This window comes from Amycolatopsis minnesotensis, assembly GCF_039529815.1.
Classification (GTDB): domain Bacteria; phylum Actinomycetota; class Actinomycetes; order Mycobacteriales; family Pseudonocardiaceae; genus Amycolatopsis; species Amycolatopsis minnesotensis.
The window spans coordinates 21,837-44,409 of record NZ_BAAANN010000054.1; the positions used below are offsets into that span (position 1 = coordinate 21,837).

The 22,573-nt window shown below is 71.1% G+C and carries 15 protein-coding genes and 1 pseudogene; 8 read left to right on the plus strand and 8 right to left on the minus strand.

Annotation, left to right across the window (positions count from 1 at the left end):
- Window positions 1-20 precede the first annotated feature (20 nt).
- From ABD256_RS40135 to ABD256_RS40145, 3 genes are read right to left on the minus strand one after another with little or no spacing between them, the layout of a single operon-like run.
- Window positions 21-626 carry a TetR/AcrR family transcriptional regulator gene (locus ABD256_RS40135; RefSeq protein ID WP_344430950.1) on the minus strand — a complete coding sequence of 202 codons (606 nt, stop codon included), beginning with the start codon at window positions 624-626 and terminating at the stop codon, window positions 21-23.
- Window positions 627-630: 4 nt separating this feature from the next.
- Entirely contained in the window at window positions 631-1,449 is an 819-nt protein-coding gene (locus tag ABD256_RS40140) for an alpha/beta fold hydrolase (RefSeq protein ID WP_344430951.1), read from the minus strand.
- Window positions 1,446-3,110: an FAD-binding dehydrogenase gene (locus ABD256_RS40145; RefSeq protein WP_344430954.1), complete on the minus strand. Its 1,665-nt coding sequence runs from the start codon at window positions 3,108-3,110 to the stop codon at window positions 1,446-1,448. Before ABD256_RS40145 ends, ABD256_RS40140 begins: the two co-directional genes overlap by 4 nt.
- Before the next feature lie 218 nt (window positions 3,111-3,328).
- On the opposite strand from ABD256_RS40145, the gene ABD256_RS40150 reads away from it, so the two are divergent.
- Window positions 3,329-4,861 (plus strand): trypsin-like serine protease, encoded by a 1,533-nt coding sequence (locus ABD256_RS40150; RefSeq protein ID WP_344430956.1) that lies wholly within the window; start codon window positions 3,329-3,331, stop codon window positions 4,859-4,861.
- 953 nt (window positions 4,862-5,814) lie between these two features.
- Here the strand turns inward: ABD256_RS40150 and ABD256_RS40155 are convergent.
- The 3 genes from ABD256_RS40155 to ABD256_RS40165 all read right to left on the minus strand — a co-directional run bounded on the left by ABD256_RS40155 (window position 5,815) and on the right by ABD256_RS40165 (window position 9,219).
- Window positions 5,815-6,756: an esterase/lipase family protein gene (locus ABD256_RS40155; protein WP_344430958.1), complete on the minus strand. Its 942-nt coding sequence runs from the start codon at window positions 6,754-6,756 to the stop codon at window positions 5,815-5,817.
- Window positions 6,757-6,952: 196 nt separating this feature from the next.
- The gene (locus ABD256_RS40160; RefSeq protein WP_344430960.1) at window positions 6,953-7,906 is read right to left on the minus strand and encodes an alpha/beta hydrolase family protein; all 954 of its coding nucleotides are present in this window, start codon (window positions 7,904-7,906) and stop codon (window positions 6,953-6,955) included.
- A 575-nt stretch (window positions 7,907-8,481) separates the two neighbouring features.
- Complete coding sequence (locus tag ABD256_RS40165; protein ID WP_344430963.1) at window positions 8,482-9,219, minus strand: polyprenol monophosphomannose synthase; 738 nt, start codon at window positions 9,217-9,219, stop codon at window positions 8,482-8,484.
- Between the two features lie 172 nt (window positions 9,220-9,391).
- On the opposite strand from ABD256_RS40165, the gene ABD256_RS40170 reads away from it, so the two are divergent.
- Window positions 9,392-14,845: a hypothetical protein gene (locus tag ABD256_RS40170; RefSeq protein WP_344430965.1), complete on the plus strand. Its 5,454-nt coding sequence runs from the start codon at window positions 9,392-9,394 to the stop codon at window positions 14,843-14,845.
- A 68-nt stretch (window positions 14,846-14,913) separates the two neighbouring features.
- On the opposite strand, the pseudogene ABD256_RS44590 reads toward ABD256_RS40170, so the two are convergent.
- A pseudogene (locus tag ABD256_RS44590) lies at window positions 14,914-14,958 on the minus strand (hypothetical protein); the annotation flags it as partial.
- Window positions 14,959-14,965: 7 nt separating this feature from the next.
- On the minus strand, window positions 14,966-15,559 hold the full coding sequence (locus ABD256_RS40180; RefSeq protein WP_344430967.1) for a TetR/AcrR family transcriptional regulator: 594 nt from the start codon (window positions 15,557-15,559) through the stop codon (window positions 14,966-14,968).
- 79 nt (window positions 15,560-15,638) lie between these two features.
- On the opposite strand from ABD256_RS40180, the gene ABD256_RS40185 reads away from it, so the two are divergent.
- The 6 genes from ABD256_RS40185 to ABD256_RS40210 all read left to right on the plus strand — a co-directional run bounded on the left by ABD256_RS40185 (window position 15,639) and on the right by ABD256_RS40210 (window position 22,393).
- Window positions 15,639-16,529 carry a patatin-like phospholipase family protein gene (locus ABD256_RS40185; RefSeq protein WP_344430969.1) on the plus strand — a complete coding sequence of 297 codons (891 nt, stop codon included), beginning with the start codon at window positions 15,639-15,641 and terminating at the stop codon, window positions 16,527-16,529.
- The gene (locus tag ABD256_RS40190; RefSeq protein WP_344430970.1) at window positions 16,523-17,989 is read left to right on the plus strand and encodes a flavin-containing monooxygenase; all 1,467 of its coding nucleotides are present in this window, start codon (window positions 16,523-16,525) and stop codon (window positions 17,987-17,989) included. Before ABD256_RS40185 ends, ABD256_RS40190 begins: the two co-directional genes overlap by 7 nt.
- A gap of 17 nt (window positions 17,990-18,006) precedes the next feature.
- Complete coding sequence (locus tag ABD256_RS40195; protein ID WP_344430971.1) at window positions 18,007-18,846, plus strand: SDR family oxidoreductase; 840 nt, start codon at window positions 18,007-18,009, stop codon at window positions 18,844-18,846.
- 242 nt (window positions 18,847-19,088) lie between these two features.
- Window positions 19,089-20,258 (plus strand): Cmx/CmrA family chloramphenicol efflux MFS transporter, encoded by a 1,170-nt coding sequence (locus ABD256_RS40200; protein WP_344430973.1) that lies wholly within the window; start codon window positions 19,089-19,091, stop codon window positions 20,256-20,258.
- A 205-nt stretch (window positions 20,259-20,463) separates the two neighbouring features.
- A complete protein-coding gene (locus ABD256_RS40205; RefSeq protein WP_425546600.1) occupies window positions 20,464-21,216 on the plus strand; it encodes an ArsR/SmtB family transcription factor in 753 nt (250 codons plus the stop codon).
- Window positions 21,217-21,295: 79 nt separating this feature from the next.
- On the plus strand, window positions 21,296-22,393 hold the full coding sequence (locus tag ABD256_RS40210; RefSeq protein WP_344430975.1) for an NAD(P)/FAD-dependent oxidoreductase: 1,098 nt from the start codon (window positions 21,296-21,298) through the stop codon (window positions 22,391-22,393).
- Window positions 22,394-22,573 lie beyond the last annotated feature (180 nt).

Genomic DNA, 22,573 nt, shown 5'->3' on the forward strand with positions numbered 1-22,573 from the left:
GGGTTCCCGCGTAACCGGCATCACGGGCTGACGGGCTCCGAGGCACCGTCGAACAGGATCGGCAGGAACGTCCGTTCCAGCGTGCCGAGCGGCAGCGCCTCGGGCTCGACGAAACTCTGCAGCAGCGCGCCTTCGCGAGCCGCGATCAGCATCCGTGCCAGTTCGCCGATGTCCACCGAAGGGCGCCTGCCCATCCTGGCGCACAGCTCCCGCAACGCGATCACGAGTTCGGCGCGGATCTTCGCGTCGTGATCGGCCAGCCGCCGTGCCGCTTCGGGATGGCGGATCGCGTACAGCGTGAACTCGGTGCTCACCAGGAACCACCGGCGCTCCTCGTCGCCGAACTCCGAGAACAGCTCGCCGATCTGCTCCGGCGAGGGCGGGGCCGCGTCGAGCGCGCGCGTGACCCGCTCGATGACGCTTTCGGCGTGCTGGTCGAACAGCGCGAAGAACAACTCGTCCTTGCTGCCGAAGTTCGAGTAGTACGCGCCGGTGGTGTACCCGGCCCTGCGGCAGATTTCGTCGATCGTCGCGCCGCCGAAACCGAGTTCGGCGAACGCTTCCAGCGCGGCGTCCAGCAGGCGCGCCCTGGTCTGCGGGCGGCGTTTCGTCGGTCCCTTCGGCATCGTCTCAGCCTGCCACGAAGTCCTGGACCAGTTCCGCGACGCGCTCGGGCCGCTCCAGGATCGGCGAATGCCCGGAATCCTCGATCACGTCGACCTTCGCGCCGATCGCGGCCCAGCGCGCGGCGGTCTTCTCGCAGTCGTAGAACCGGTCCCGCCGCCCGAGGATGGCCGCCACCGGAAGGCCGACGGCGCGGGCCTGCTCGTCGAGCGGGCGGGCCGCGAGCAGGCGCCGCCGCTCGACGATGACGGTGCGCGCCATCGCGGGCGACATCGCCGCGTGGTCGAGCACCGCCTGGTCGGGACGGTCGAAGGCGCGGTTGAAGGCGAATCCCCGCGCGAAGCCGAAGCGCACCCCGAGCCGCACCGCCGACGGGGTGGCCAACCGGTGCGCCAGCGTCCCGAGCACCGGAAGCGCGAGCAGGCCGTTCCCCGGCGGGAAGGTGGCGAACGAGTAGTCCGGTGCCTGCCCGATGACCACGATCTTCCCGACGTGCCGGGATTCCTCGGCGAGTGCGATCGCGACGTCCGCGCCGAACGAATGCCCTGCCGCGACGACGTCGGTGACGCCGATCGCGTCGAGGGCCGCGGCGACCGTGCGGGCCTGGGAACGCGCGTCGAGCCCGGTGTGACCGCCGGTGTGGCCGTGCCCGCGCAGGTCGAGGCGGACGACGTGGTAGCGCTCGGCGAGCAGTGGTGTCACCCGGTCGAACCAGTGCACCGACCCGCTGAACCCGTGCAGCAGCAAGACGACCGGCCTGCCCCGGTCACCGTCCTGTCTGATGTGGACGGTCCCGTCGCCCGCCGCGACCAGCTCGCCGATCACGGCAGTGCCCGCGCCAGTGCCAGTCCGGCGGCGCGGCCGGAGAAGATGCAGCCGCCGAGGAACGTCCCTTCCAGCGCGTTGTAGCCGTGGACGCCGCCCCCGCCGAAGCCCGCGACCTCACCCGCCGCGTAGAGCCCGGGGAACGGGGTGCCGTCACCGCGCACGACCTGGGAGTCCAATGTGGTCTGCACACCGCCGAGGGTCTTGCGGGTGAGGACGTTGAGCCGCACCGCGATCAGCGGGCCGTGCGCGGGGTCCAGGATCCGGTGCGGCTTCGCGACCCTGGACACCCTGTCGCCGAGGTAGCGGCGCGCGTTCGCCACCGCCATCACCTGGAAGTCCTTGGCGTAGCGGTTTCCCACCTGGAGGTCGCGCGCGACGATCTGCTCCTCGATCGTGGCGGGGTCGAGCCGGGGGCCGCGGGACAGCTTGTTCATGCCGTCGACGAGTTCGCCGAGCGTGTCCGCCACGACGAAGTCCACCCCGTGCCGCTTGAACGCCTCCACCGGTGCGCTCGCGCCCTTGCCGCCGCGCTCGCGGAGCACGCGCTTCAGGTCCTTCCCGGTGAGATCGGGGTTCTGCTCGGATCCCGAGAGCATGAACTCCTTCTCGATGATGGTCTGGTCCAGCACGAACCACGAGTAGTCGTATCCCGTCGACAGGATCGCCTTGAGCGAGGCGTTGGTGTCGAAACCGGGGAAGTTCGGCGGGGCAAGGCGTTTCCCGGTGGCGTCGAACCACATCGACGACGGGCCGGGGATGATCCGGATCGCGTGATCGGGCCAGATCGGGTCCCAGTTGTGCAGCCCCTCGGTGTAGTGCCACATGCGGTCGCGGTTGACGATCCGGCCGCCCGCGTCCTCGGTGATGCCGATCATCCGTCCGTCCACATGGGCCGGAACGCCGGGGATCATCGTCTCCGGGCACGGGCCGAGCCGCTCGACCGGCCAGTTCCGGCGGACGAGGTCGTGGTTGTGGCCGATGCCGCCGGAGGTGACGACCACGGCCTTCGCGCGCAGCTCGAACTCGCCGGTCGCCGTGCGGGAGGAGGCCTTCCCGCGATCGAGATCGCTCGCCTCCAGCACGGTCCCGCGCACGCCGACCGCCGCGCCGTCTTCGACGAGGAGCTCGTCGACCTGGTGCCGGAACGCGAACGAGACCAGCCCGCGCCGCTCACCGTCGAGCACCGGCTCGGCGAACACGCGCACCACCTCGGGCCCGGTGCCCCAGGTGAGGTGGAAGCGCGGCACCGAGTTGCCGTGCCCGTCCGCGGCCCCGCCGCCGCGCTCGGCCCAGCCGACCATCGGCGTCACCCGGAGGCCGAGGTCGTGCAGGTAACGGCGCTTCTCCCCGGCGGCGAACCGCACGTAGGCCTCGGCCCACTGCCGCGCCCAGTGGTCCTCGTCGTCGCGGTCGAACCCGGCCGAGGAGAGCCAGTCGTGCAGCGCCAGCTCGTAGGAGTCCTTGATGCCGAGGCGGCGCTGTTCGGGACTGTCGACGAACAGCAGCCCGCCGAGCGACCAGAACGCCTGCCCGCCGAGGTTCGCGCGGTTCTCCTGCTCGACGACGAGCACCTTCCGCCCCGCCTTGACCAGCTCGTGCGTCGCGACGAGCCCGGCGAGCCCGGCGCCGACCACGATCACGTCCGGTTCGTCGACCATGGCGTGCCCACCTCAATCCGATAGGAGTTCCTATCCGTTGAGCATACGACCTGAGGCGTAGCGGGGCCAGAGCGGATGTCGTCCTTGCGCGCCGACCGCGCCGCCTCGGCCATACGGTCTCTCCACCAGTTCACGCCAGTTCACGAAACCGATGTCAGTCACGGAACTGTCACACGACGATCGCCTCACGCGGACATCGGACGAGCAGGGTGAAGCGCATGCGAAGTCGTTTTCTGTTGCTCGGAGCCGTGTTCGCGCTCGCCGTGCTCGGCGCCCTTCCGGCGCAGGCTGTCGTCGGCGGTACCGAATCGGCGCAGGCCTACTCGTTCATGGGCTCGTTCCAGCCGTCCTTCCCGGCGCCACCGCGCGCGGACGGGCACGGCTGCGGGGTGGAAGTCCTCGCACCGCAATGGGTTCTCACCGCCAGCCACTGCGCCGGCAAGAACCCGACCGACGCGAGATCCGGCGTCCCGCGCGGCTGGAAGGTCAGGGTCGGGTCGCTCGACACCACCTCGGGCGGCGAGGTCGCCGAGGTCGACCACTACTACCGGCTGGCGACCAGCCACGACGAAGGCGGCTTCTGGGGCAAGGACCTCGCCCTGATGCACCTGCGGACACCGGTCCGCGCCGAGCCGGTGCGGATCGCCGCGGCCACGCCGCCGGACCACGCGCCCGTCCGCATCATGGGCTGGGGCATGACCTGCGACGACAGCCACGACCCCGCGTGCTACCCCACGCGGCTGCGGGAGGCGGACACCGTCGTGCAGCCCGCCTCGACGTGCAAGAACGCCTCGCCCGGCGAATTGTGCGTCGGCCGTCGCGACGGCAGCATCGCCGCGTCCAACATGGACTCCGGCGGGCCCGCGCTGGTCCGCGACGGCGACCGGTGGGCGCTGGCCGGGGTGGTCAGCGGTCCCGACGGCGTCCACGCGCCGACGCTGTACACCGATGTCACCAGGCACGCGGGCTGGATCAACGACGTCATCACCGGGAAGATCGTGCCGCCGGACGACCAGATCCCGAACGTGGAAGGCGCGGTGGAGCTGTACGGCTGCGTCGGCTCGGTGGTCCGCGGCCCCGCCTCCGGCCAGGCGGACCCGGCGCTGATGCTGACCAACGGGCACTGCGTGCCGGGACAACGGCCCGCGCCAGGGGCCGCGCTGGTGGACCAGCCTGCCGACCGCGTGGCGCCGATCGCCGACCGTCAGGGCTACCCGCGGGTCACCGCCCGTGCGAACCGGCTGGTGTACGCGACGATGACCGGCACCGATATCGCGCTCTACCGCCTGGACAAGACCTACGGGGAGCTGGCGGCCGATGGCGCGAAGGTGTTCCAGCTCCCGTCGGCGCCCGTGCGCGCGGGCGATCCGCTGACCATGGCCTACACCAGTGAGCGCATGGCCTGCACTGCCGAGGCCGTGGTCCCGCACCTGCGGGAAGGCGGTTACCAGCAGGACGATTCGATCCGCTACGCGACCAGCGAGGGGTGCCATCCCTGGCCGGGCACGTCCGGTTCGGCGCTGCTGGCCGCCGACGGCACCACGGTCGCGGGCATCCACAACACCCACAACGTCGATGGCGCGCAGTGCACTGTGGACAATCCGTGCGAGGTGGGCCAGGACGGGACCGTGACCTCCGTGCGGGGTCGTGGCTACGGCCAGCAGGTGCACCTTATCGCGGCCTGCCTGGCCGAGGAGTCCGAAGTGGACCTGTCGCGCCCCGGCTGCGCCCTCATCGGCGCCCGCGGATGATCGGTGAGCGTGCGCGGCGACGGTGCTGCACGCGCCGGAAGGCCCGAGGGCGGGGGAAACGCGCTCGGGCCGGACGATGCTCGTGCAGGACGGGAAGATCCGGATGTTCCACAACACGATCCAGGGCACCTTTTCGCCGCGGGATCCCCTCGCTCGACGCCCTGACGGATGCTCGTGGCGAGTTCCGCTGCGCATGCCCTGAAGGGGCCGTTGGGGGATTGTGATGCCGTGAAGGCGTCCTTCAGGGCATGAGGGCCGCTGTGTTGTGTGTCGTGAGGGGTGGGATTGTGGCGTCAGATTCCCCGAAGGTGCCCTTCGGGGACCTGGCCCGGTGGCTTGCTTTTCTCTTCTCGTGTCCGCGCTGGTGCCTCGAAAGAGGTTTCAGGGGCGTGAATGTCGTGGATGTGGCCTTCGTGGGCCTGCTCTGCTCGGGTGCATGCCCTGAAGGGGCCCTTGGGGGATTGTGATGCCGTGAAGGCGTCCTTCAGGGCATGAGGGCCGCCGTGTTGTGTGTCGTGAGGGGTGGGATTGTGGCGTCAGATTCCCTGAAGGTGTCCTTCGGGGACGGAACCCCGGGCGGTGCCACGTGTCCGCCATTCGTCGCACCGGAATTGGTGCGGGCATCGGTGTTGCGGCCGTCGGGGTCAAGGATGCTGGATTCTGTCTTCGCGAGAACTTGCGCTGTCCCAATGGGGTTCCGCGTGCCCTGAAGGGGCCGTTGGGGGATTGTGATGCCGTGAAGGCGTCCTTCAGGGCATGAGGGCCGCCGTGTCGTATGTCGTGAGGGGTGGGATTGTGGCGTCAGATTCCCTGAAGGTGCCCTTCGGGGACGGAACCCCGGGCGGTTCCACGTGCCCGCCACCCAGCGCACCGGAATCGGCGCCCCGAAGGTGCCCTTCGGGGACCAGGATGCCCCGAAGGGCGCCTTCGGGGCATCCGGATCACCCGCAGGATCAGAAGAAGGACGGGCCGAAGCCGACGCACTTCGGCTGGAAGTCCGCCGGGCCGTCGGCGAGCGCGTTCAGGGTGAGCTGCGTGGTCGGGTCGTCGAAGGCGAGCCCGGCGTGCCCCGCACCGTCACCGGCGCACTTGTCCTGCAGCACGATGTTGTGCGTGTTCTCCCCATCGAGTGCCTGGGTCGTGTAGGGCGTGACCACGCGGTCGGACTTCGAGGCGATGACCGTGTAGTCCGGTCCCGGCGGCACGGTTTTCCCGTCCGCCCACAGCTCCTTGATGAACTCGCTGGTGTTGGCCTGGTCGAGGACGCCGGGGAACTGCAGGACGTTGCTGAGCCCGGTGGCGAATCCCATCAGCTTCAGCTTGTCGGCGAAGGTGACGATCCCGTTGAGGTCGGTGCCGTGCGAACTCGGCGCCCAGCCCACGTAGTGCGCCACCTTGGCCGCGCCGCCGCCCTGCTTGATCCACGACAGCGGCACCGCGCCGCCCTGCGAATGCCCGATCACGTCGACCTTGTCCGCACCCGTCGCGGCGCGGACCTTGTCCACGAACGCGTCGAGCTGCTTGGCGGAGGACCTGACCGGCGCCAGCCCGCCGACGCGGCCGAGGGAGATGATCGTCTGCCCGTAGTTCAGCCCGAAGACGCAGTAGCCGTTGTTCTTCAGGCGCGGCGACAGCTTCACGAAGTTGGAGCCGATGTTGAAGAACGTGCCGGGCAGCAGCACCACCGGATTGGGGTGCTCCGCGCTCGGCTTGCACTTCCAGTCGTTCGCGCCGGGGACCGCGCCGGGCGAGACGAGGTAGGCGGCGCCCGCCTCCAGCAGGCCGCCTTCGGGCAGCTCGGCCGCCTGCGCGGACGCGGTCCCCGCGGCGACCAGTGCGGCCGACAGGCCGAGCGCGGTGACGGCGGCGCGGATCCGCCTGGTGATACGGGGCATGGGTGCTCCTCGGACTTCGTCGTCGTGCGGAAGGGGGTGGCACCCGGAGCTACTGATCAGTAGCTCCGGGTGTCCCATGATGCCCCTCACATCGTGGCGCAGTCCTCGGGAGAATTCCCAACAATCCGCCACCCCCGTTGTGACGAATCACCAGCTCGCTCCGGCCCCGCACGCCCCCTCGGTGTGCGGGCCGGGGTCACCAGCCCCGGAAAACCGCGGCCTTTCCGTTGGCGGAGTTGAACATCGCGTCCGAGTCGTGCCCGACGCCGGGCACCGTGCTCAGCTCGTGCGGCGCCGACGGGAAGTCGTGGTGGATGGTGGAGAAGTAGGCCTTTCCGCGCTCGAAGCGGTTTTTTCCCTGTGCTTTCGCTTCGCAGCCGTCGTCGATTCCGTGATCCTGGTGCACATCGTCCTCACCGAGCAGGTAGGTGACTTTCCGCGCGCTGTACTGGGCGCGCAGCTTCTCGCCGGTCAACGCGCCCATGTAGGCGTTGCGGTCCTCGAGGCCGTACTTGTACCGGTTGAAACCGGAGCACGAACCGTGCCCGGCGGGGCGTTTCTCGTCGAAGTACAGATACGACGACGGGTTCGCCGGAACGTAGGAGATTTCGACGCCGCCGACCTCGGCGGGTGCCCTGCCGCCGACCGCGTAGCGCTGGGTGAACTGGCCGCCCGCGGAGTGCCCGGCGATCGTGATCCGCTTCAGGTTCGGGAACTTCGACTTGTCCGCGAGCACCCGCACGATGTGGTCGACGGCTTCGAAGGAACTGAGCCCTGCCGGGCTTTCCGCGCCGCCGCCGTCCTTCCAGGAGGTGTCGCCGCCGTTCGTCCAGTAGGCGTCGCCCTTTTTGGAGTGCTCTTTCTCGGTCTGGAACCACGGGGCGACGACTTCGGCTTTCGAGCCGTATTCACGGGCGGCGTCGGACATGCGGTCGAAATAGCCCTTGGCGTTGCGGCCGGTGCCGTGGATGACGACGACCGCGCCGGTCGGGTCGGCCGAACCGGTCAGCGGGTAGCTCGCGTAGTAGGGCAGGTTCACGCCGGAGCCAAGGCTCAGGCGGTGGAGCTGGTCGGCGGCGCTCGCGGTCGCCGGGACGGTCGTGGCGAACGCCAGTGCGAGACAGGTGGTGACTACAGCGCGTCGGCTCATGGGCCCCGACGGTAGGCGGGTTCGCCGGGACCGGTCCCGGGCTCAGCGCTTCTCGATGGCGGCGGCGATGCCGTCGAGGATGCGCTCGAGGCCGAACCGCCGGCCGTGGCCGGACTCGGCACCGTCCACTTCGGACGCCGCTTTCACCAGGGCGGGGAACAGCTCGGGGCGCGGCCACCGCAGACTCGGTCCGCGCGACCTCGCGCGGCGCGGGCCCGGTCGCCAGCTCCGTCATCACCCCGAGGAGCTGGGCCTTGTCCGCCACGTGCCGGTAGAGCGCCATTTTCGTCACGCCGAGCCGGGTGGCCACCTGCCGCATCGACACCGTGAGCGCGGGCCTTGCCGGTTTCGGCTGGGCCGCCCGCCGGTTCCCCAGCAGGTCGGTGCCGGTCATCGGCCCTCCGGACGGTCGGGAGTATCCGCTGGACATGCCAGTGTCCGCGGGAAACACACCTTCACCGTTCGCAGCGGAGATCCACCATGCGCAAGATCGTGAGCAGCCTGCGCCTCGACGGCGTCGTCGAGGCGCCGGACAAGGCCGGTGCCGTCGCCCGGGGACGGCACCGGGCGACGGGTCAGCGCTTCCGGTTGCCCAGCAACAGCTTCCACGGCATCAGCGCCGATTCGACCTGCACGCCGAGGCTCATCTTCGAGTCGCCTTCGGCGCGCTCTTCGAACCGGATCGGGGTCTCCGCGATCCGCATGCCGGCCCGGACCGTGCGGTAGTTCATCTCGACCTGGAACGCGTAGCCGTTGCTGCGGATCGTCGGCAGGTCGATCTTGCGCAGCGCGGAGGCGTGCCAGGCCTTGAAGCCCGCCGTCGCGTCCTTCAGGCGCAGCCGCAGGATGGTGTTGACGTAGAAGTTCGCCCACGCGGAAAGCGCCTTGCGGTGCCAGGCCCACTCACCGGCGGCGGACCCGCCCGGCACGTACCGCGAACCCAGCACCACCGCGGCGTCGGTGGTGGCGAGGATGTCCAGCATGGTCGGGATCACCTCTGCCGGGTGCGAGAGGTCGGCGTCCATCTGGAGCACGATGTCGGCGCCCTCGTCGAGCGCGCGCGTGATCCCGGCGACGTAGGCGCGGCCGAGCCCGTTCTTCTCGGTGCGGTGCAGCACGCCGACGGTCTCCGGCGACTCGGCGGCGAGCTCGTCCGCGACTTCGCCGGTGCCGTCGGGGGAGTTGTCGTCGACGACCAGCACGCGCAGGTTCGGCACCGCCAGCCCGGTCACCATGCCGACGAGCTTGGGGAGGTTCTCCCGCTCGTTGTAGGTCGGCACCACGACCGTGACCTGTGGGTCACCTTCCCCCATAGTTCGCACTCCTCGGTCGGGGCTCGGCTGGCTTGGATACGAAGGGTATCGGACGGCGACGGCGCGTGCGGCATACCTGTGCCCGACGGCAGGCCCCCGGCACCGCCACCCTGCCCGAACGGCCTCCCGATCGTCCGCTGTGCGCGCGCCGGGGCGTCGGTATCACTGGGTCATGATCACGGTACGACAGGTGGTTCCTCGCGATCACGCGATTCTGACCGGCCGCACCGCACGGCTGACGGTGGGCCTCGACGGCAAGGTCTACCTCGGCGCGGGCGCCGATCTCGGCCGCGGCCGGATCGACGCGATCCTGCGGATGAACGCCGACGGCTCCGACCGGACGGTGGTGGAGACGCCGCGGCCGCTGTGGGGGTTGCGCAACGTGACCGCGAACGCCGACGGTGTGCTGGCACGCTGCGACCTGCACCACTCGCCGAAGGTGACCGTGCTCGCCAAGGACTTCACCGAGGTGGGCACGAGGTTCTATGCGCGCCTCGACCCGTACTGGCGGAACCCGATGAAGGTCGAGGCGAGCACTCGCCCCGACGGCGCCTTCTACGTGCTCAACCGGGTCCTGCGGCCGGACGGGAAGACGGTGCGCGACGTCGTCGAAGCGCTCACGCCGGCCGCGCCGGTGCGGGTGGCGCAGGACTTCGGCCTCCCGCTGCCCGAAAACTCCGAGCTGCCGCTCGACTTCCGCCTGCTCGTGCGCGGCACCGTCTACGTGTACGTGCTCTACACCGCGCCGGGCGGGTCGTTCGTGCGCAGGCTGGTGGCGAGGGGCGGGCAGTTCTTCGAAGAGGGCAGGAAGACGCTCGGCGTCCATCCCGACGAGCCGTCCTACGGGCTCGGCGGCTGGGAGGTCGACGACAACGACGTGCTCTACCTCCTGCGGCCGGGACAGGGCCCGAAGCTCCGGCGCTACCGGCTCGACAAGGGCACCGAAAAGGACCTCGGCGATCTCGCGCTGACCGGCGGTCCGAAGTGGACGGCGGAGCCGAGGACGGTGCGGATCCAGGGCGGCGTGGTGTTCGTCCAGCTCAACACCGACGACGAGCTGTTCCGCTGCTACCGGCTTTCGGACGGCGCCTACCTGCGGACCGTCGAGCCGAACCGGGACGTGCTGACCGCCGTCTTCCCCGGTGACGGGAGCGAATTCGGCCCGTGGACCGCGGGCACCGCGGTTCCGGTCGAGCTGACCGTCGAGCGGCACGAGGACGGCGCCGTCACGGTCCTGCCGCCGCCGCGCTGGCGGGTCTGGGCGCGCACGCTCGGCTGCCTCGACTACCGCGAGCTGGCGCTGACGCCGGGCGGCACCGGGTTCACCATCGCCGTGCCGCCGGACCTGACCGGGCTGATCCAGCTCAAGATCACCGCGGAAACCGCGGGCTGGCAGCGCGGCGCCGAGCCGGAATGGGCGGTGCGGCGCTGGCTGGAAGTGCGCGCGCCCGGTGCGACGGGCTCGGCGGCGGTGATCACCCGCGCGAACCTGAGCCGGACCGCCGGTGCGGACCTGAAGACGACCAGGGAACCGGTCAACCGCCTGTGCTACGGCCGAGGAGAACCGATCGAGGCCGAGGTGCTCGCCGACGGCGCGGCCGTGGTACCGGTGGAACTCATCGACGGCGGCGGCCGCGTGCTCGCCGCCGGGAAGGTACCGCCGTCGGGCGCGTTCACAGTGGACGGCCGCCTCACCGCGCTGCTGCCACCGGGCGACTACCGGCTGCGCGCGCGGATGGCCGGGCGCACCACGGCCGACCAGCCGCTGCGGATCGGGCCGGGCCGGCTGCCGGCCCCGTTCCCCTACCTCCAGTACGGCGACTACCGGCCGGCCTACCCGTGGACGTCGCCGACACCGTCCACATGGGACCTCCCGGACCGGGTGGTGGCGCATCTCGAACGGACCAGAACGCTCGGCGTGCGGATGTTCGCCGAGCGGATCGGCGGCGGACGCAAGGGTGATCTCGATGTCGGCCATGCCATGGAGGACACCCGCGCACTGCGCGACTGGCTCACCGCGCACGGCGTCGTCCCGCCCGAGCGCGCGATCACGCTGCCCGCGGCGAGCCAGGCGGTCACCGGGTACGGCGCGTACGGCGCGACGCTGATGGCGATCCTGCTCGACATGGACGCCGGGCTGCCGTTCCGCGACGGCAAGATCGACGGGCGCACCCGCGAGCGGCTGCTCGCCGACATCGACCAGGTCAGCGACGCGCTGGCGGGCGAACCCGGGTTCAGGGGCTGGGTGTGGGCGGCGAACTGGTGGCTCGGCTCCGACGAGCACGGCGTCTCGCTCCAGGACGCCGACGCACAGGCCAAGACGGATCCGGAATACCAGCGGGCGCTGGAGCGGAGCAGGGTCACCGGGCGATGGGATCCCGTGCACGACACCAGGTCCGATCAGCGGCTGACCGTGGCGCCCGCGCTGTGGCGGGACTTCGGCGAACACCTGCGCGCGCGGTACCCCGGCCTCGTCACCGCGGCGAGCGGCTCGTTCAACAACGGCAACGTCTACGCGCCGCTGTCGTTCGACGGCGTCGACGAGGTCGACCTGCACTTCCAGTTCGAGGGCATGACGGTGCCCGGCTGGACCGCGCTCGCGCACGACCTGCGGCGGCGGCCGGGCAAGCGCACGCTGCTGCACGCCGAGCACAACAACGATCCCGGCACCGGCGAGCAGGTGCTGGCCATGCACGGGCTGGCGCTGCTGCGCGGCGCGGACAGCGCCGGTACCGCCGGATCGATCCCGAACTCGTACCGGTTCGCGCCGGAGGACGGCCGCAGCGGCTATCCCGGGATGACCTCGGTGTACCGCGCGCTCGGCGCGCTGCTGCGCGAGCACGGGCCGTGGATGTCCACTTTGGAGGGTGCGGACCGGCTGGCGATCCTGCTCTCCGGCCGTGGCTTCCGGCTGCAGAGCTGGACGATGATCCCGGTGCACCTCCGCCGCGTGCACGAGGCGTACCTGTCCTGCCTGCTGGCCGGTTTCCCCGCCACGATCGTCTACGCCGAGGACCTCGCGACCACCCCGCTGACCGGGTTCGACGCGATCCTGCTCGTGGACGAGCAGTTCGAACCGGAGCCCGCGGTGGCCGAGGCGATCAAGGCGGCGGGTGTCCCGGTGTTCCGGGACGGCACCTGCAATGCCGCCGCGGTACCGGAAAGCACCCCGCTCGGCGTCTCCTTCGACGCCGTGCCCGCCGACGTGTACGAGTCCAACACCGATTCCGCCGCGGGGTACTGGCGCGAGGCCGTGCTCGGGCACGTCGCCGAGCTGCGCCGGGTGCTGGCCACGGTGACCGATCCGGTGGCGGAGGTGTACGCCGGCGACGACCGCGAGCCGGAAGTGCTGGTCTCCCACCGGGTCGCCGAAGACGCGGACTACCTGTTCGTGGCCAACGACGCGCTGCTCGGGCTCGGCCAGGGCCTGCTCGCGCGCACCGCGAGCGGAAATGCCGGCCGCGCGCCGCTGACCGCGCGGCTCGGATTGGCCGGGCGCGAAGGCGTGGTGTACGACGTGTTCGGCGGCACGCGGGTCACGCCCGTCGACGGTGCGGTGACCGCGGAGCTGCGGCACCTGCCGTTCGCCGTGTTCGCGATCCTGCCTGCCGAAATCCGCCAGGTGCGCCTGGTGCTGACGCTGTCCGGCCGCGAGATCGGCTGGTACGCCGAGGTCGTGGGTCCGGACGGGGCCAGTATCCCGGCGAGCGTCGGGATGCGGATCGTCTTCCGCGACTCCGCCGGTGCGGTGTTCGACGAGCGCGTCGAGGTGGCGGGCTCCGAAGGCGTCCGCGGCACCTGCGTCCCGCCGGTCACCGCGGCCGGGAGGTGCGCGGTGACGGCCACCGAGCTGTTCAGCGGGCGCGCGGCGCAGGCGACGGCCGACCTTCCCGCGGTGCCGCTGCCGCTCGACCTCACCGGAACCGGGGTCGTCACCGGCGGGCCGCGCGCGAGTGCCGAATCGCGCGCGGTCGAACCGGCCGAACCGTTCCAGCCAGTGCGTTCCCGGTTCGGGGCGAAACTGCGCAGCGTCGCGGTGTCCGCCGACGGGACTTCCGCGGTACTGGCCGGTTTCGACTGGGACGCCAATACGCACGGCATCGACCTCGTCACCGGCGCGGTCCGCTGGCAGCGCCGGATCGGGCAGCACTTCGCCTTCGCGCCTGGCCGGGCGGGTACCGGGTTCGCGGTCACCGGAACCGCGTTCGACCGCCCGCAGGGTTACGGCCTCTACCTGCTCGGCGCGGACGGCGTCCCGGCGCGGCGGTTCGACCTTTACGGACTGCCCACGCGCCTCGGTTACCGCACCGTGCAGGCGTTGCAGCAGCGCGACGACGGCGGGTTCGCGGTGGCGGCGAGCGGTTCCTGGGTCGCGTCTTCCGGCAGCCTCGGCATCGTGGTGTGGAACGCGGCAGGCTCGGCCCGGTGGCGCCGGGACACCCCGCGTGACGCGAAGTTCGGCAGCAGGGCGCCCGCGGTGCTCGCCGCGGTGGGCGAGTCGCTGCTCGTCGCCGACGGCACGACCGTCCACTTTCACCAGTCCGGTGCGGAAACTCCACTGTGGACCGTCGATCTGCTGGCCGCGCAGTCCGGTACGAAGGGGCCCGGCGCGCCGCGGTCGCTGGTGCTCTCCGCCGACGGCCGCACCTGCGCCGTGCTGACGAACTGCCGTGGCGGGCTCGTGTTCGTGCTGGACGTGGCGACGGGCAGGCCGCGGGCGACCCTGCCCGTCGACGCGAACCAGGCCGCCCTTTCCGCCGACGGGTCGCGGCTCGCCGTGGTCGGGCAGAACCAGCTCCGGTGCTTCGACCTGCCGTGGTCGGGTGTGGAGCGCTGGGTGTACGGCGGCGACGACCTCCTGCGCGGCCCGGTGTTCGCCCCCGACGGCAGGCTCGCCGCGGGTACCGAGATCGGCACGCTCGTGGTACTCGACGTCGACGGGAACCCGGTGCTGGAAAAGGATCTCGAAGCGCTGCCCGCGGTGGCGTGGCTGCCGGGAGGCGACCTGCTCGCGGCGACCTGGATGGGCGGCGTGCACCGGTTCGGCGCCGATCTCCAGCCGCGCTGGCACACCAGGGTCACCTGTTCCGGGCCGGACGTCCGCGGCGGGCTGCTGGCCCCGGACGCGGTGCCGGTCACCCGCGTCGACGGCTGGGGCAACGCCGAACCCGGACCGGCGCCGCTGCGCCCGAACCTGATGGCGGGCGGGAAGGCCTACCTCGACCTGCGCCTGGACCGGATCGTGGACCGCCCCGAAGTGGCCGACGGGAACCTCACGCCCCGGATCCCGCTCCCGGGCGAATGGGGCCCCGTCGAATTCCCCGCGGAGACCCCCGGCCTGGAGTCCTACCTGTACCTCGACCTGCCCCGCCGATGCCGCGTCACCGGCGTCACCGTCGTCGAAGACGCCCGCCGCCCCGAATCCTGGTGGCGCGACCTCCGGCTGGACTACCAGAACGCCGCGACCGCCTGGGTTTCCGCCGGGCCGCTGCTCTCGGACACCGCCGTGCACACGCATCTGCTCGCGGCACCCGTCGAGACGGCGAAGCTGCGCCTGCGGCTGCCCACCCCGCCGGTGGACCTGCCGCGACAGGCCGAGGTGATCGTGCACGGCGACTTCCTCTGAGCGCGCCGGGAGCAGCCGCACCGCATGGTGCACCTCGCCGCGTCGAACCGGCCCGCGGCGAGGTCCTCGGTGCGGATGAGCCAGTACAGCATCCCGCAGCCGCCCCACCTCATGCCGGTTTCACGAGCGCGCGCCGAGCATGATCCGGATCGTGCCGGTCAGCACCGAGACCGGCACCGACGGGTCGAGCGCGCGTTGCACGCCGAGCCCGATGCCGAGGCTCAGCAGCGCGGTCGCGACGTCTTCGGCAGGCATTGGCAGGGAGATCCCGAACTCGCCCGCGTTCGCCTCGACCAGCGCCGCGACCATGCCGCGCACCGCTCTGTCCCGTTCGGACAGTTCCGCGCGGATCCGAGGGTCGCGGCCGGCGCTGAACGCGAACTCCACTTCGAGCGAGGTCCACGCCTCGTCGCCGATGTTCGACTCGGCCCACCGTTCGAACGCGGTCAAACGCTCTTCGACGGTCCGCGCGCCGCCCATCGCCTCGGCGATCCGCCCGGTCTGCTCGGCGTGGATCCGGTCGAGCACGGCGAGGCACAGGTCGTCCTTGTTGCGGAAGTTCGAGTAGACCGCGCCCTTCGAATACCCGGCCTCGTTCGCGATCGCGTCGAGCGAGGTCGCGGCGAACCCGTCGCGGAGGAACAGGGTCATGGCCGTCGCGACGAGCCGCTCGCGGATGCGCTCGGAGTTCTCGGCGCGGGTGAGGCGGGGCATGCGTCGAGTCTAATCACGGGTACCGTAAGTTTTCGAATACTGCTAGTCTCCGAATCGGATCGACGACGAGGAGGTTCGGGTGCGACGAGGTCTCGCCATCGGCTGCGGAGGCACCCTCGGGGCGGCCTGGACCGTCGGCGCGCTGGTCGCCGTCGAGGAGGCGCTGGGCTGGGACCCGCGCGAGGCGGCGGCGATGATCGGCACCTCCGCGGGCGCCGAGTTCGTGACCGTGCTCGGCGGCGGGGTCGGTGTCGGCGAACTGCTCGACGCCCAGCTCGGAAAACCGGAAGCGCGATCGGAACTGCGCGCGCATCTCGCGGCGGCGCCGGGAAGGTTCCCGCCGGTGCCGCGGTTCCGCGTCGGCTCCCCGAAGCTCCTGCGGGCGAACGCCTCCCCGATGACGAGGGCCTCGGGACTGCTGCCGATCGGCCGCGGCGACGCGTCGTGGCTCGCGGAACTGGCCGGCGCCTTCGCGCCGACGGGCTGGGTGGCGCATCCCAGCGCGTGGGTCGTCGGCGTCGACTACGACACCGGCGAACGGGTGGCCTTCGGTTCACCCGGCGCGCCGGAGGCACGGCTCGCCGACGCGATCCGGGCCTCCTGGGCGATTCCTGGCTGGTTCCCGCCGGTGGAGATCGGCGGACGGCGCTACATCGACGGCGGCGCCGCGTCCCCGGCGTCGGTCGACCTGCTGCCGGACGACCTCGACGAGATCGTGGTGCTCGCCCCGATGACCTCGTCGGAATCCGTGCCCGCCAAGGGTTTCTCCCGGTTCGAACGGTTGCTGCGCACGCCGATGACCCGGCGGCTGGACGCCGAAATCGCGGCGCGCGGGACGCGGGTGCTCCGCCTCGAACCGGGGCCGGAGGACCTGGCGGTGCTGGGCGCGAACTTCATGGACGGCAGGCGACGGCGGCGCGCGCTGGAAACGGCGCTGCGCACGACAAGGGCGAAGGCGGCGGCATGGTGAACGATTTCGAGGTGCTGGTGATCGGCGCGGGCGCGTCGGGGATCGGCGCGGCGATCCGGTTGCGGCGCATGGGCGTGACCGATTTCGCCGTGCTGGAGAAGGCGGGCGGCCTCGGCGGCACCTGGCGCGCGAACACGTATCCGGGATGCGCGTGCGATGTCCCGTCGGCGCTCTATTCGTACTCGTTCGCACCGAATCCGGAGTGGACTCGCGCGTTCGCCGGGCAGGACGAGATCCGCCGGTACCTGGTCGCCACGGCGGAAAAGGCCGGTGTGACCGGGCATGTGCGGTTCGGCGTCGAAGTGCGGCGCGCCGAGTGGAAAGCCGATCACTGGGAGCTGGACACCACCGAAGGGCGCCTCACCGCGAAGATCGTGATCGCGGCGGCGGGGCCGTGGCACGAGCCGCTCATCCCGGAACTGCCCGGCCTGGAAGGGTTCGAGGGCGAGGTGTTCCACTCCTCGCGCTGGAACCACGACTACGACCTCACCGGCAAACGCGTCGCGGTGGTCGGCACCGGTGCGTCCGCGGTGCAGTTCGTGCCGGAGATCCAGCGGCAGGCCGGGCGCCTGCACCTGTTCCAGCGCACCGCGCAGTGGGTGCTGCCGAAACCGGACCACCACGTGCCCAAGGCGGAACGCTGGCTGCTGCGCACGGTCCCCGCAGCGCGCCGGGCGTTGCGCGCCGTCGAATACGGCGCGATGGAGGCGCTCGGGCTCGGGTTCCGGCACCCGTGGATCCTGCGGCTGGTGCAGCGGATCGGGCTCGCGCACCTGCGGTTCACGGTCCGCGACCGCGCCCTGCGCGAGGCGCTGACCCCGGACTACACGCTCGGCTGCAAGCGGCTGCTGATGTCGAACAGCTACTACCCCGCGCTGACGAAGTCCAATGTGGACGTCCATGCGACGGCGGTGGCGAAGATCGACGGCAGCACCGTGGTCGGTGCCGACGGCTCGTCGGCGGAGGTGGACGCGATCATCTTCGGCACCGGGTTCCACATCCTCGACATGCCCATCGCCGACCGGGTCTTCGGTGCCGACGGGCGCAGCCTCGCCGAGCACTGGCAGGGCAGCCCCGAGGCCTATCTCGGCACCGTGACCAGCGGGTTCCCCAACGCGTTCCTGCTGCTCGGCCCGAGCCTCGGCACCGGGCACTCGTCGGCGTTCATGGTCATGGAGGCGCAGCTGGCCCACCTGACCGCGGCGATCGGCCGCATCCGCGCCGGGAACTGGTCCAGCGTGGACGTCCGGAAGGACGTGCAGGACGCGTTCAACGCCGAGGTGCAGGCGGCGCTGCCCGGCACGGTCTACAACGCGGGCGGCTGCTCCAGCTACTATCTGGATGTCAACGGGCGCAACAGTTTCAACTGGCCGTGGTCGACGGGTGCGCTGCGCAGGCGGGTCGCCCGGTTCGACCCGGCGGCGTACACGATCACGGCAGGATCCGGCGACCGCGCTTGAGGCTTGAGGAGTTTCGAATGTCCTACCCCGGTATCGAAATCCGCGACGCGGTCGTGGCCGTCACGGGCGGTGGCCGCGGGATCGGGCGCGCCACCGCGGCCGCCTTCTCGGCGCTCGGCGCGAAGGTGGTGGTCGGCGATCTCGACGCCGACACCGCCGCGGACACCGCGAAAACCCTTGGCATCACGGGGAAGAAGCTCGATGTGACGTCGAAGGGGTCGTTCACGGCCTTCGCGGGCGAAGTCGCCGAAGAGCACGGCCGCATCGACGTACTGGTCAACAACGCGGGTGTGATGCCGCTCGGCCGCTTCCTGGACGAACCGGATTCGCTGTCGAAGACCACGCTCGACGTGAACGTGTGGGGTCTCATCCACGGCATGCGGGCGGTGGCGCCGGGCATGGTTTCGCGGCGGCGCGGGCACATCGTGAACATCGCGTCGATGGCGGGCAAGATCCCGATCCCCGGGATGGCGGTCTACAACGCGAGCAAGTTCGCCGCCGTCGGCCTCACCGCCGCCGTTCGCCGCGAACTGGACGGCACGGGGGTCAGCGTCAGCGCCGTGCTGCCGTCGGCGGTGCGCACCGAACTGTCGTCGGGGGTGCCGCTGGGCAAGGGCATGGCGACGGTCGATCCCGAGGTGATCGCGGCCGCGGTGGTCCGCAGCGTGCGCACCCGAAAGGGCGAGATCCCGGTGCCCGGCTACCTCGGTGCGTGGGACCTGCTCGCCGCGGTGGTGCCCGAGCCGGTGATGCGGTTGGGCAGGCGCCTGATCCGCGACGACCGCGCGCTCACCCAGATGGATCACGAGGTTCGCGCGGCCTACGAGCGCCGCGTCGCCGGCCAGTCCGGCGACTGACCGCGTGGACGTGGCGCGGGTGCCGTTGTTACGCTCCGATCATGTCCACCCCTGAGGCGTCCAGACTCTAGCCACCGGTTTCCGGTGGCTTTCGCGACCCGCATTCCCGTGTCGCTGAACCCTGCCATCGGAACGGCTCGTGTCCTCACCTCGCGCTTTCGCGGGGTTCCTCCGGTGGTGGGCGTCCCTCCTATGTGGACTTTGTGGATCGCTGCCGCCTTTCCGGTGTGCGGAGTTCTGTCATGCCTTTCGCTGTGTACATGCTCGGCCTCGCGGTCTTCACGCAGGGGACCTCCGAGTTCATGCTTTCCGGTCTCGTCGCGGACATCGCGCGGGACCTGCACGTGTCCATCCCCGCCGCGGGCCTGCTGACCTCGGCGTTCGCCGTCGGCATGGTGGTCGGCGCGCCCCTGATGGCGGTGCTGGGCCTGCGCTGGTCGCGGCGGCGTTCGCTGACCGGGTTCCTGGTCACGTTCATCGCCGTGCACGTCGTCGGCGCGCTGACGCCCGGTTACGAGGTGCTGCTGTGCACCAGGGTGGTGGGCGCGCTCGCCAACGCCGGGTTCTGGGCCACCGCGCTCGCGACGGCGAACGCGCTGGTCGAACCGGGTCTGAAGGCCCGCGCGACGTCCACTGTGGTCGGTGGGGTCACCCTGTCCTGCGTCGTCGGCGTGCCGGCGGGCGCGCTGCTCGGCCAGTGCTGGGGCTGGCGCGCGGCGTTCTGGGCCGTCGCGGTCCTGTCGGTGCCCGCGGTGTTCGCGATCCTGCGCGCGATCCCCGGCGGCGGGCCGTCGCCGTCCGCGGAGATGTCCGCGCGCCGGGAACTGCGCGTGCTGCGAAACCCGCGGGTGCTGGTGGTGCTGCTGCTGGGCGCGCTCGTCAACGGCGCCACGTTCTGCACGTTCACCTATCTCACGCCGCTGCTCACCGGGGTCACCGGGTTCGGCGAGGGCTGGTTGCCCGCGTTGCTCGTGCTGTTCGGTGTGGGCTCGTTCGTCGGGGTCGCGGCCGGGGGCCGGATCGCGGACGCGCGCCCGGTCGCGTTGCTGTGGACCGGTTCGGCGGCGCTGGGTGCGGGCTGGGTGGTGTTCGCGCTGACCGCCGGGATCCCGGTGCTGGCGGTCGTGTTCGTGCTGGTGCAAGGAATCCTGTCGTTCGGCGTCGGCTCGACACTGGTCGCGCGGGTGTTCTCGGTGGCGACCGGGGCGCCGACGCTCGCGGGCGGCCTCGCGACGGCCGCGTTCAACGTCGGCGCGACCGCCGGGCCGTGGCTGGGCGGGCTCGCGATCGGCGCGGGCGGCGGGTTCCGCTCGCCGGTGTGGGTGAGCGCCGCACTGGTCGCGCTCGCGTTCGCCGTCTTCGCGCTGAGCAGGGTGACAGTCGCACGCCACGCCGAGACCCGGCCACGGTGAACACCTCCCCGGCGAACGAAGTATCCCTTTCGTTCGCCGGGGGACCCCCGATTTCGATTCTGTTCGGGGGCACCGACAGTTTCGGTGTCGCGCCGGGTGTCCACTGAGGACGAAGGGTTCGGCGGCGCCGCCGGAGCAGGCCCGCCGGTGACCTGGCTGGATCGGGCGAGTTGACATGCAGGTATTTGCCTGCATAATTGGCGGTGTGCTGAACGAGGTCTTCAAGGCGCTCGCCGACGAAACCCGGCGGTACCTGCTCGACAGGCTGCGCGAGCGGAACGGGCAGACGCTCGGCGAGCTGTGCGAAGGCGTCGGGATGACGCGGCAGTCCGCGACCCAGCACCTGCAGGTGCTGGAGGCGGCCAACCTGATCAGCGCGGTGCGCCGCGGCCGCGAAAAACTGCACTACCTCAACCCCGTTCCCCTGCACGAAATCCAGGAGCGGTGGATCGACAAGTACGAGCGGCCGCGTCTTCGCGCGCTGAGCACGCTGAAGAACCGAGCGGAGGACCTCATGGCCGACAGGCCGTCATTCGTCTACGTCACCTACATCGAAAGCACCCCGGAGAAGGTGTGGCAGGCGCTCACCGACGCCGACCTCACCGCCGAATACTGGGGCCACCGCAACGTTTCGGCCTGGCAGCCCGGTGCGGCGTGGGAGCACCAGCGCACCGACGGGTCCGGGATCGCCGACGTCGCCGGCACCGTCGTGGAGAGCGCCGCGCCCGCGAAGCTCGTGATCACCTGGTCCGTGCCGGGCGCGGGCGAGGAGCCCTCCCAGGTCACCTTCGACATCGAGCCGCACGGCGAAATCGTCCGGCTCACGGTCACCCACGAGAACCTCGCCGACGAAGCCGAGCGCGAAGGCGCGGCCAAGGGCTGGTCCGCCGTGCTGTCGAACCTCAAGTCCCTGCTCGAAACCGGGCACGTCCTGCCGCGGGCGCCCTGGGAGATGTGACCCGCTTCACGGCCCGCGCTGTCACACATCCCGCTCCTGTCCAGTCTGACTGGTGCGACCCACAGGAGGGAGTGTCGAAATGACAGCGGAAAAGATCGTGGTGATCGGCGCCGGGTACACCGGGCTGGCCGCCGCCAAGCTGGCCGCGAAGTGGACCGGCGCCGAGGTGACCCTGGTCAACGCGAGCGACCGGTTCGTCGAGCGGGTCCGGCTGCACCAGCTCGCCACCGGGCAGCGGTTGCGCGACCTCCCGTTGCGGGACCTGCTGGCGGGCACCGGGGTGCGGCTCGTCGTGGGCAAGGTCCGCGCGATCGACCCCGATGCGCGGGAAGTGCGGCTCGACAACGCCTCGATCGGCTACGACAAGCTCATCTACGCGCTCGGCAGCCACGCCGCTCTCGACGACGTGCCCGGCGCGGCGGAACACGCCAACACCGTCGCGAGCCACGACGACGCCGAGCGCCTGCGCGGCAAGCTCGCCGAAAGCAGGACCGTCGCGGTGGTCGGCGGCGGGCTGACCGGTATCGAAGCGGCGGCCGAGCTCGCGGAATCCCACCCGCGGCTGAAGGTCAGCCTGGTCACCGGTGGCCCGCTCGGCGCGACGCTGTCCGAGCGCGGCACCCGGCACCTGCACCGCGTGTTCGGCAGGCTCGGCGTCGACATCCGGGAAAACGCGAAGGTGATCGAGGTCCGCGCCGACGGGCTCGTACTCGCGGACGGCGACACGGTCGAAGCCGACACCGTCGTCTGGACGGCCGGGTTCGTGGTGCCGTCGATCGCACGCGACGCCGGGCTCGAGGTCGACGCGGCGGGCAGGATGATCGTGGACGAGGCGCTCCGGTCCGTTTCGCATCCCGACGTGGTCGCGGTCGGGGACGCCGCCGCGATCCGCCTCGCCAGCGGGCTGGAACTGCGCATGGCGTGCGCCACCGGGCTGCCCACCACGCAGCACGCCGTGCGCGTGCTCGCCGGGAAGGGCACGGGAACGCCACGGTTCCGGTACTTCAACCAGTGCATCAGCCTCGGCCGCCGCGACGCATTGATCCAGTTCGTCCGCGCCGACGACAGCCCCGTCGAAGCCGTGCTGAAAGGCAGGGTGGCCGCCTTCTACAAGGAATCGGTGGTGCGCGGAACCATTCTGTTCGAACGCCACCCGACACTCCCCACCTCGCTCTGAATTTTTACCGGCTGTGTTGTTTATCGGTCGTCAGAATTTGCGCTGCCAGGGCGCGGCTTCCAGCGTGTGTGGCAGTTGGGTGGGTTGGCGCCCTGCCATCGCAAATTCAGAGGGCCCAGGGGGCCCTGCGACCGACCGAGACGCTCCCCGCCGCGCGGGGCGCGTCGGCTCGCCGGTGGG

What these genes read in the sequence shown, in the direction of transcription:
- ABD256_RS40190 (WP_344430970.1), top strand. Translation starts at nt 16,523, where the DNA reads ATGGTGAACGATTTCGAGGTGCTGGTGATCGGCGCGGGCGCGTCGGGG.
- ABD256_RS40165 (WP_344430963.1), bottom strand. Translation starts at nt 9,219, where the DNA reads ATGGGGGAAGGTGACCCACAGGTCACGGTCGTGGTGCCGACCTACAAC.
- ABD256_RS40160 (WP_344430960.1), bottom strand. Translation starts at nt 7,906, where the DNA reads ATGAGCCGACGCGCTGTAGTCACCACCTGTCTCGCACTGGCGTTCGCC.
- ABD256_RS40150 (WP_344430956.1), top strand. Translation starts at nt 3,329, where the DNA reads ATGCGAAGTCGTTTTCTGTTGCTCGGAGCCGTGTTCGCGCTCGCCGTG.
- ABD256_RS40170 (WP_344430965.1), top strand. Translation starts at nt 9,392, where the DNA reads ATGATCACGGTACGACAGGTGGTTCCTCGCGATCACGCGATTCTGACC.
- ABD256_RS40195 (WP_344430971.1), top strand. Translation starts at nt 18,007, where the DNA reads ATGTCCTACCCCGGTATCGAAATCCGCGACGCGGTCGTGGCCGTCACG.
- ABD256_RS40180 (WP_344430967.1), bottom strand. Translation starts at nt 15,559, where the DNA reads ATGCCCCGCCTCACCCGCGCCGAGAACTCCGAGCGCATCCGCGAGCGG.
- ABD256_RS40155 (WP_344430958.1), bottom strand. Translation starts at nt 6,756, where the DNA reads ATGCCCCGTATCACCAGGCGGATCCGCGCCGCCGTCACCGCGCTCGGC.
- ABD256_RS40200 (WP_344430973.1), top strand. Translation starts at nt 19,089, where the DNA reads ATGCCTTTCGCTGTGTACATGCTCGGCCTCGCGGTCTTCACGCAGGGG.
- ABD256_RS40145 (WP_344430954.1), bottom strand. Translation starts at nt 3,110, where the DNA reads ATGGTCGACGAACCGGACGTGATCGTGGTCGGCGCCGGGCTCGCCGGG.
- ABD256_RS40135 (WP_344430950.1), bottom strand. Translation starts at nt 626, where the DNA reads ATGCCGAAGGGACCGACGAAACGCCGCCCGCAGACCAGGGCGCGCCTG.
- ABD256_RS40210 (WP_344430975.1), top strand. Translation starts at nt 21,296, where the DNA reads ATGACAGCGGAAAAGATCGTGGTGATCGGCGCCGGGTACACCGGGCTG.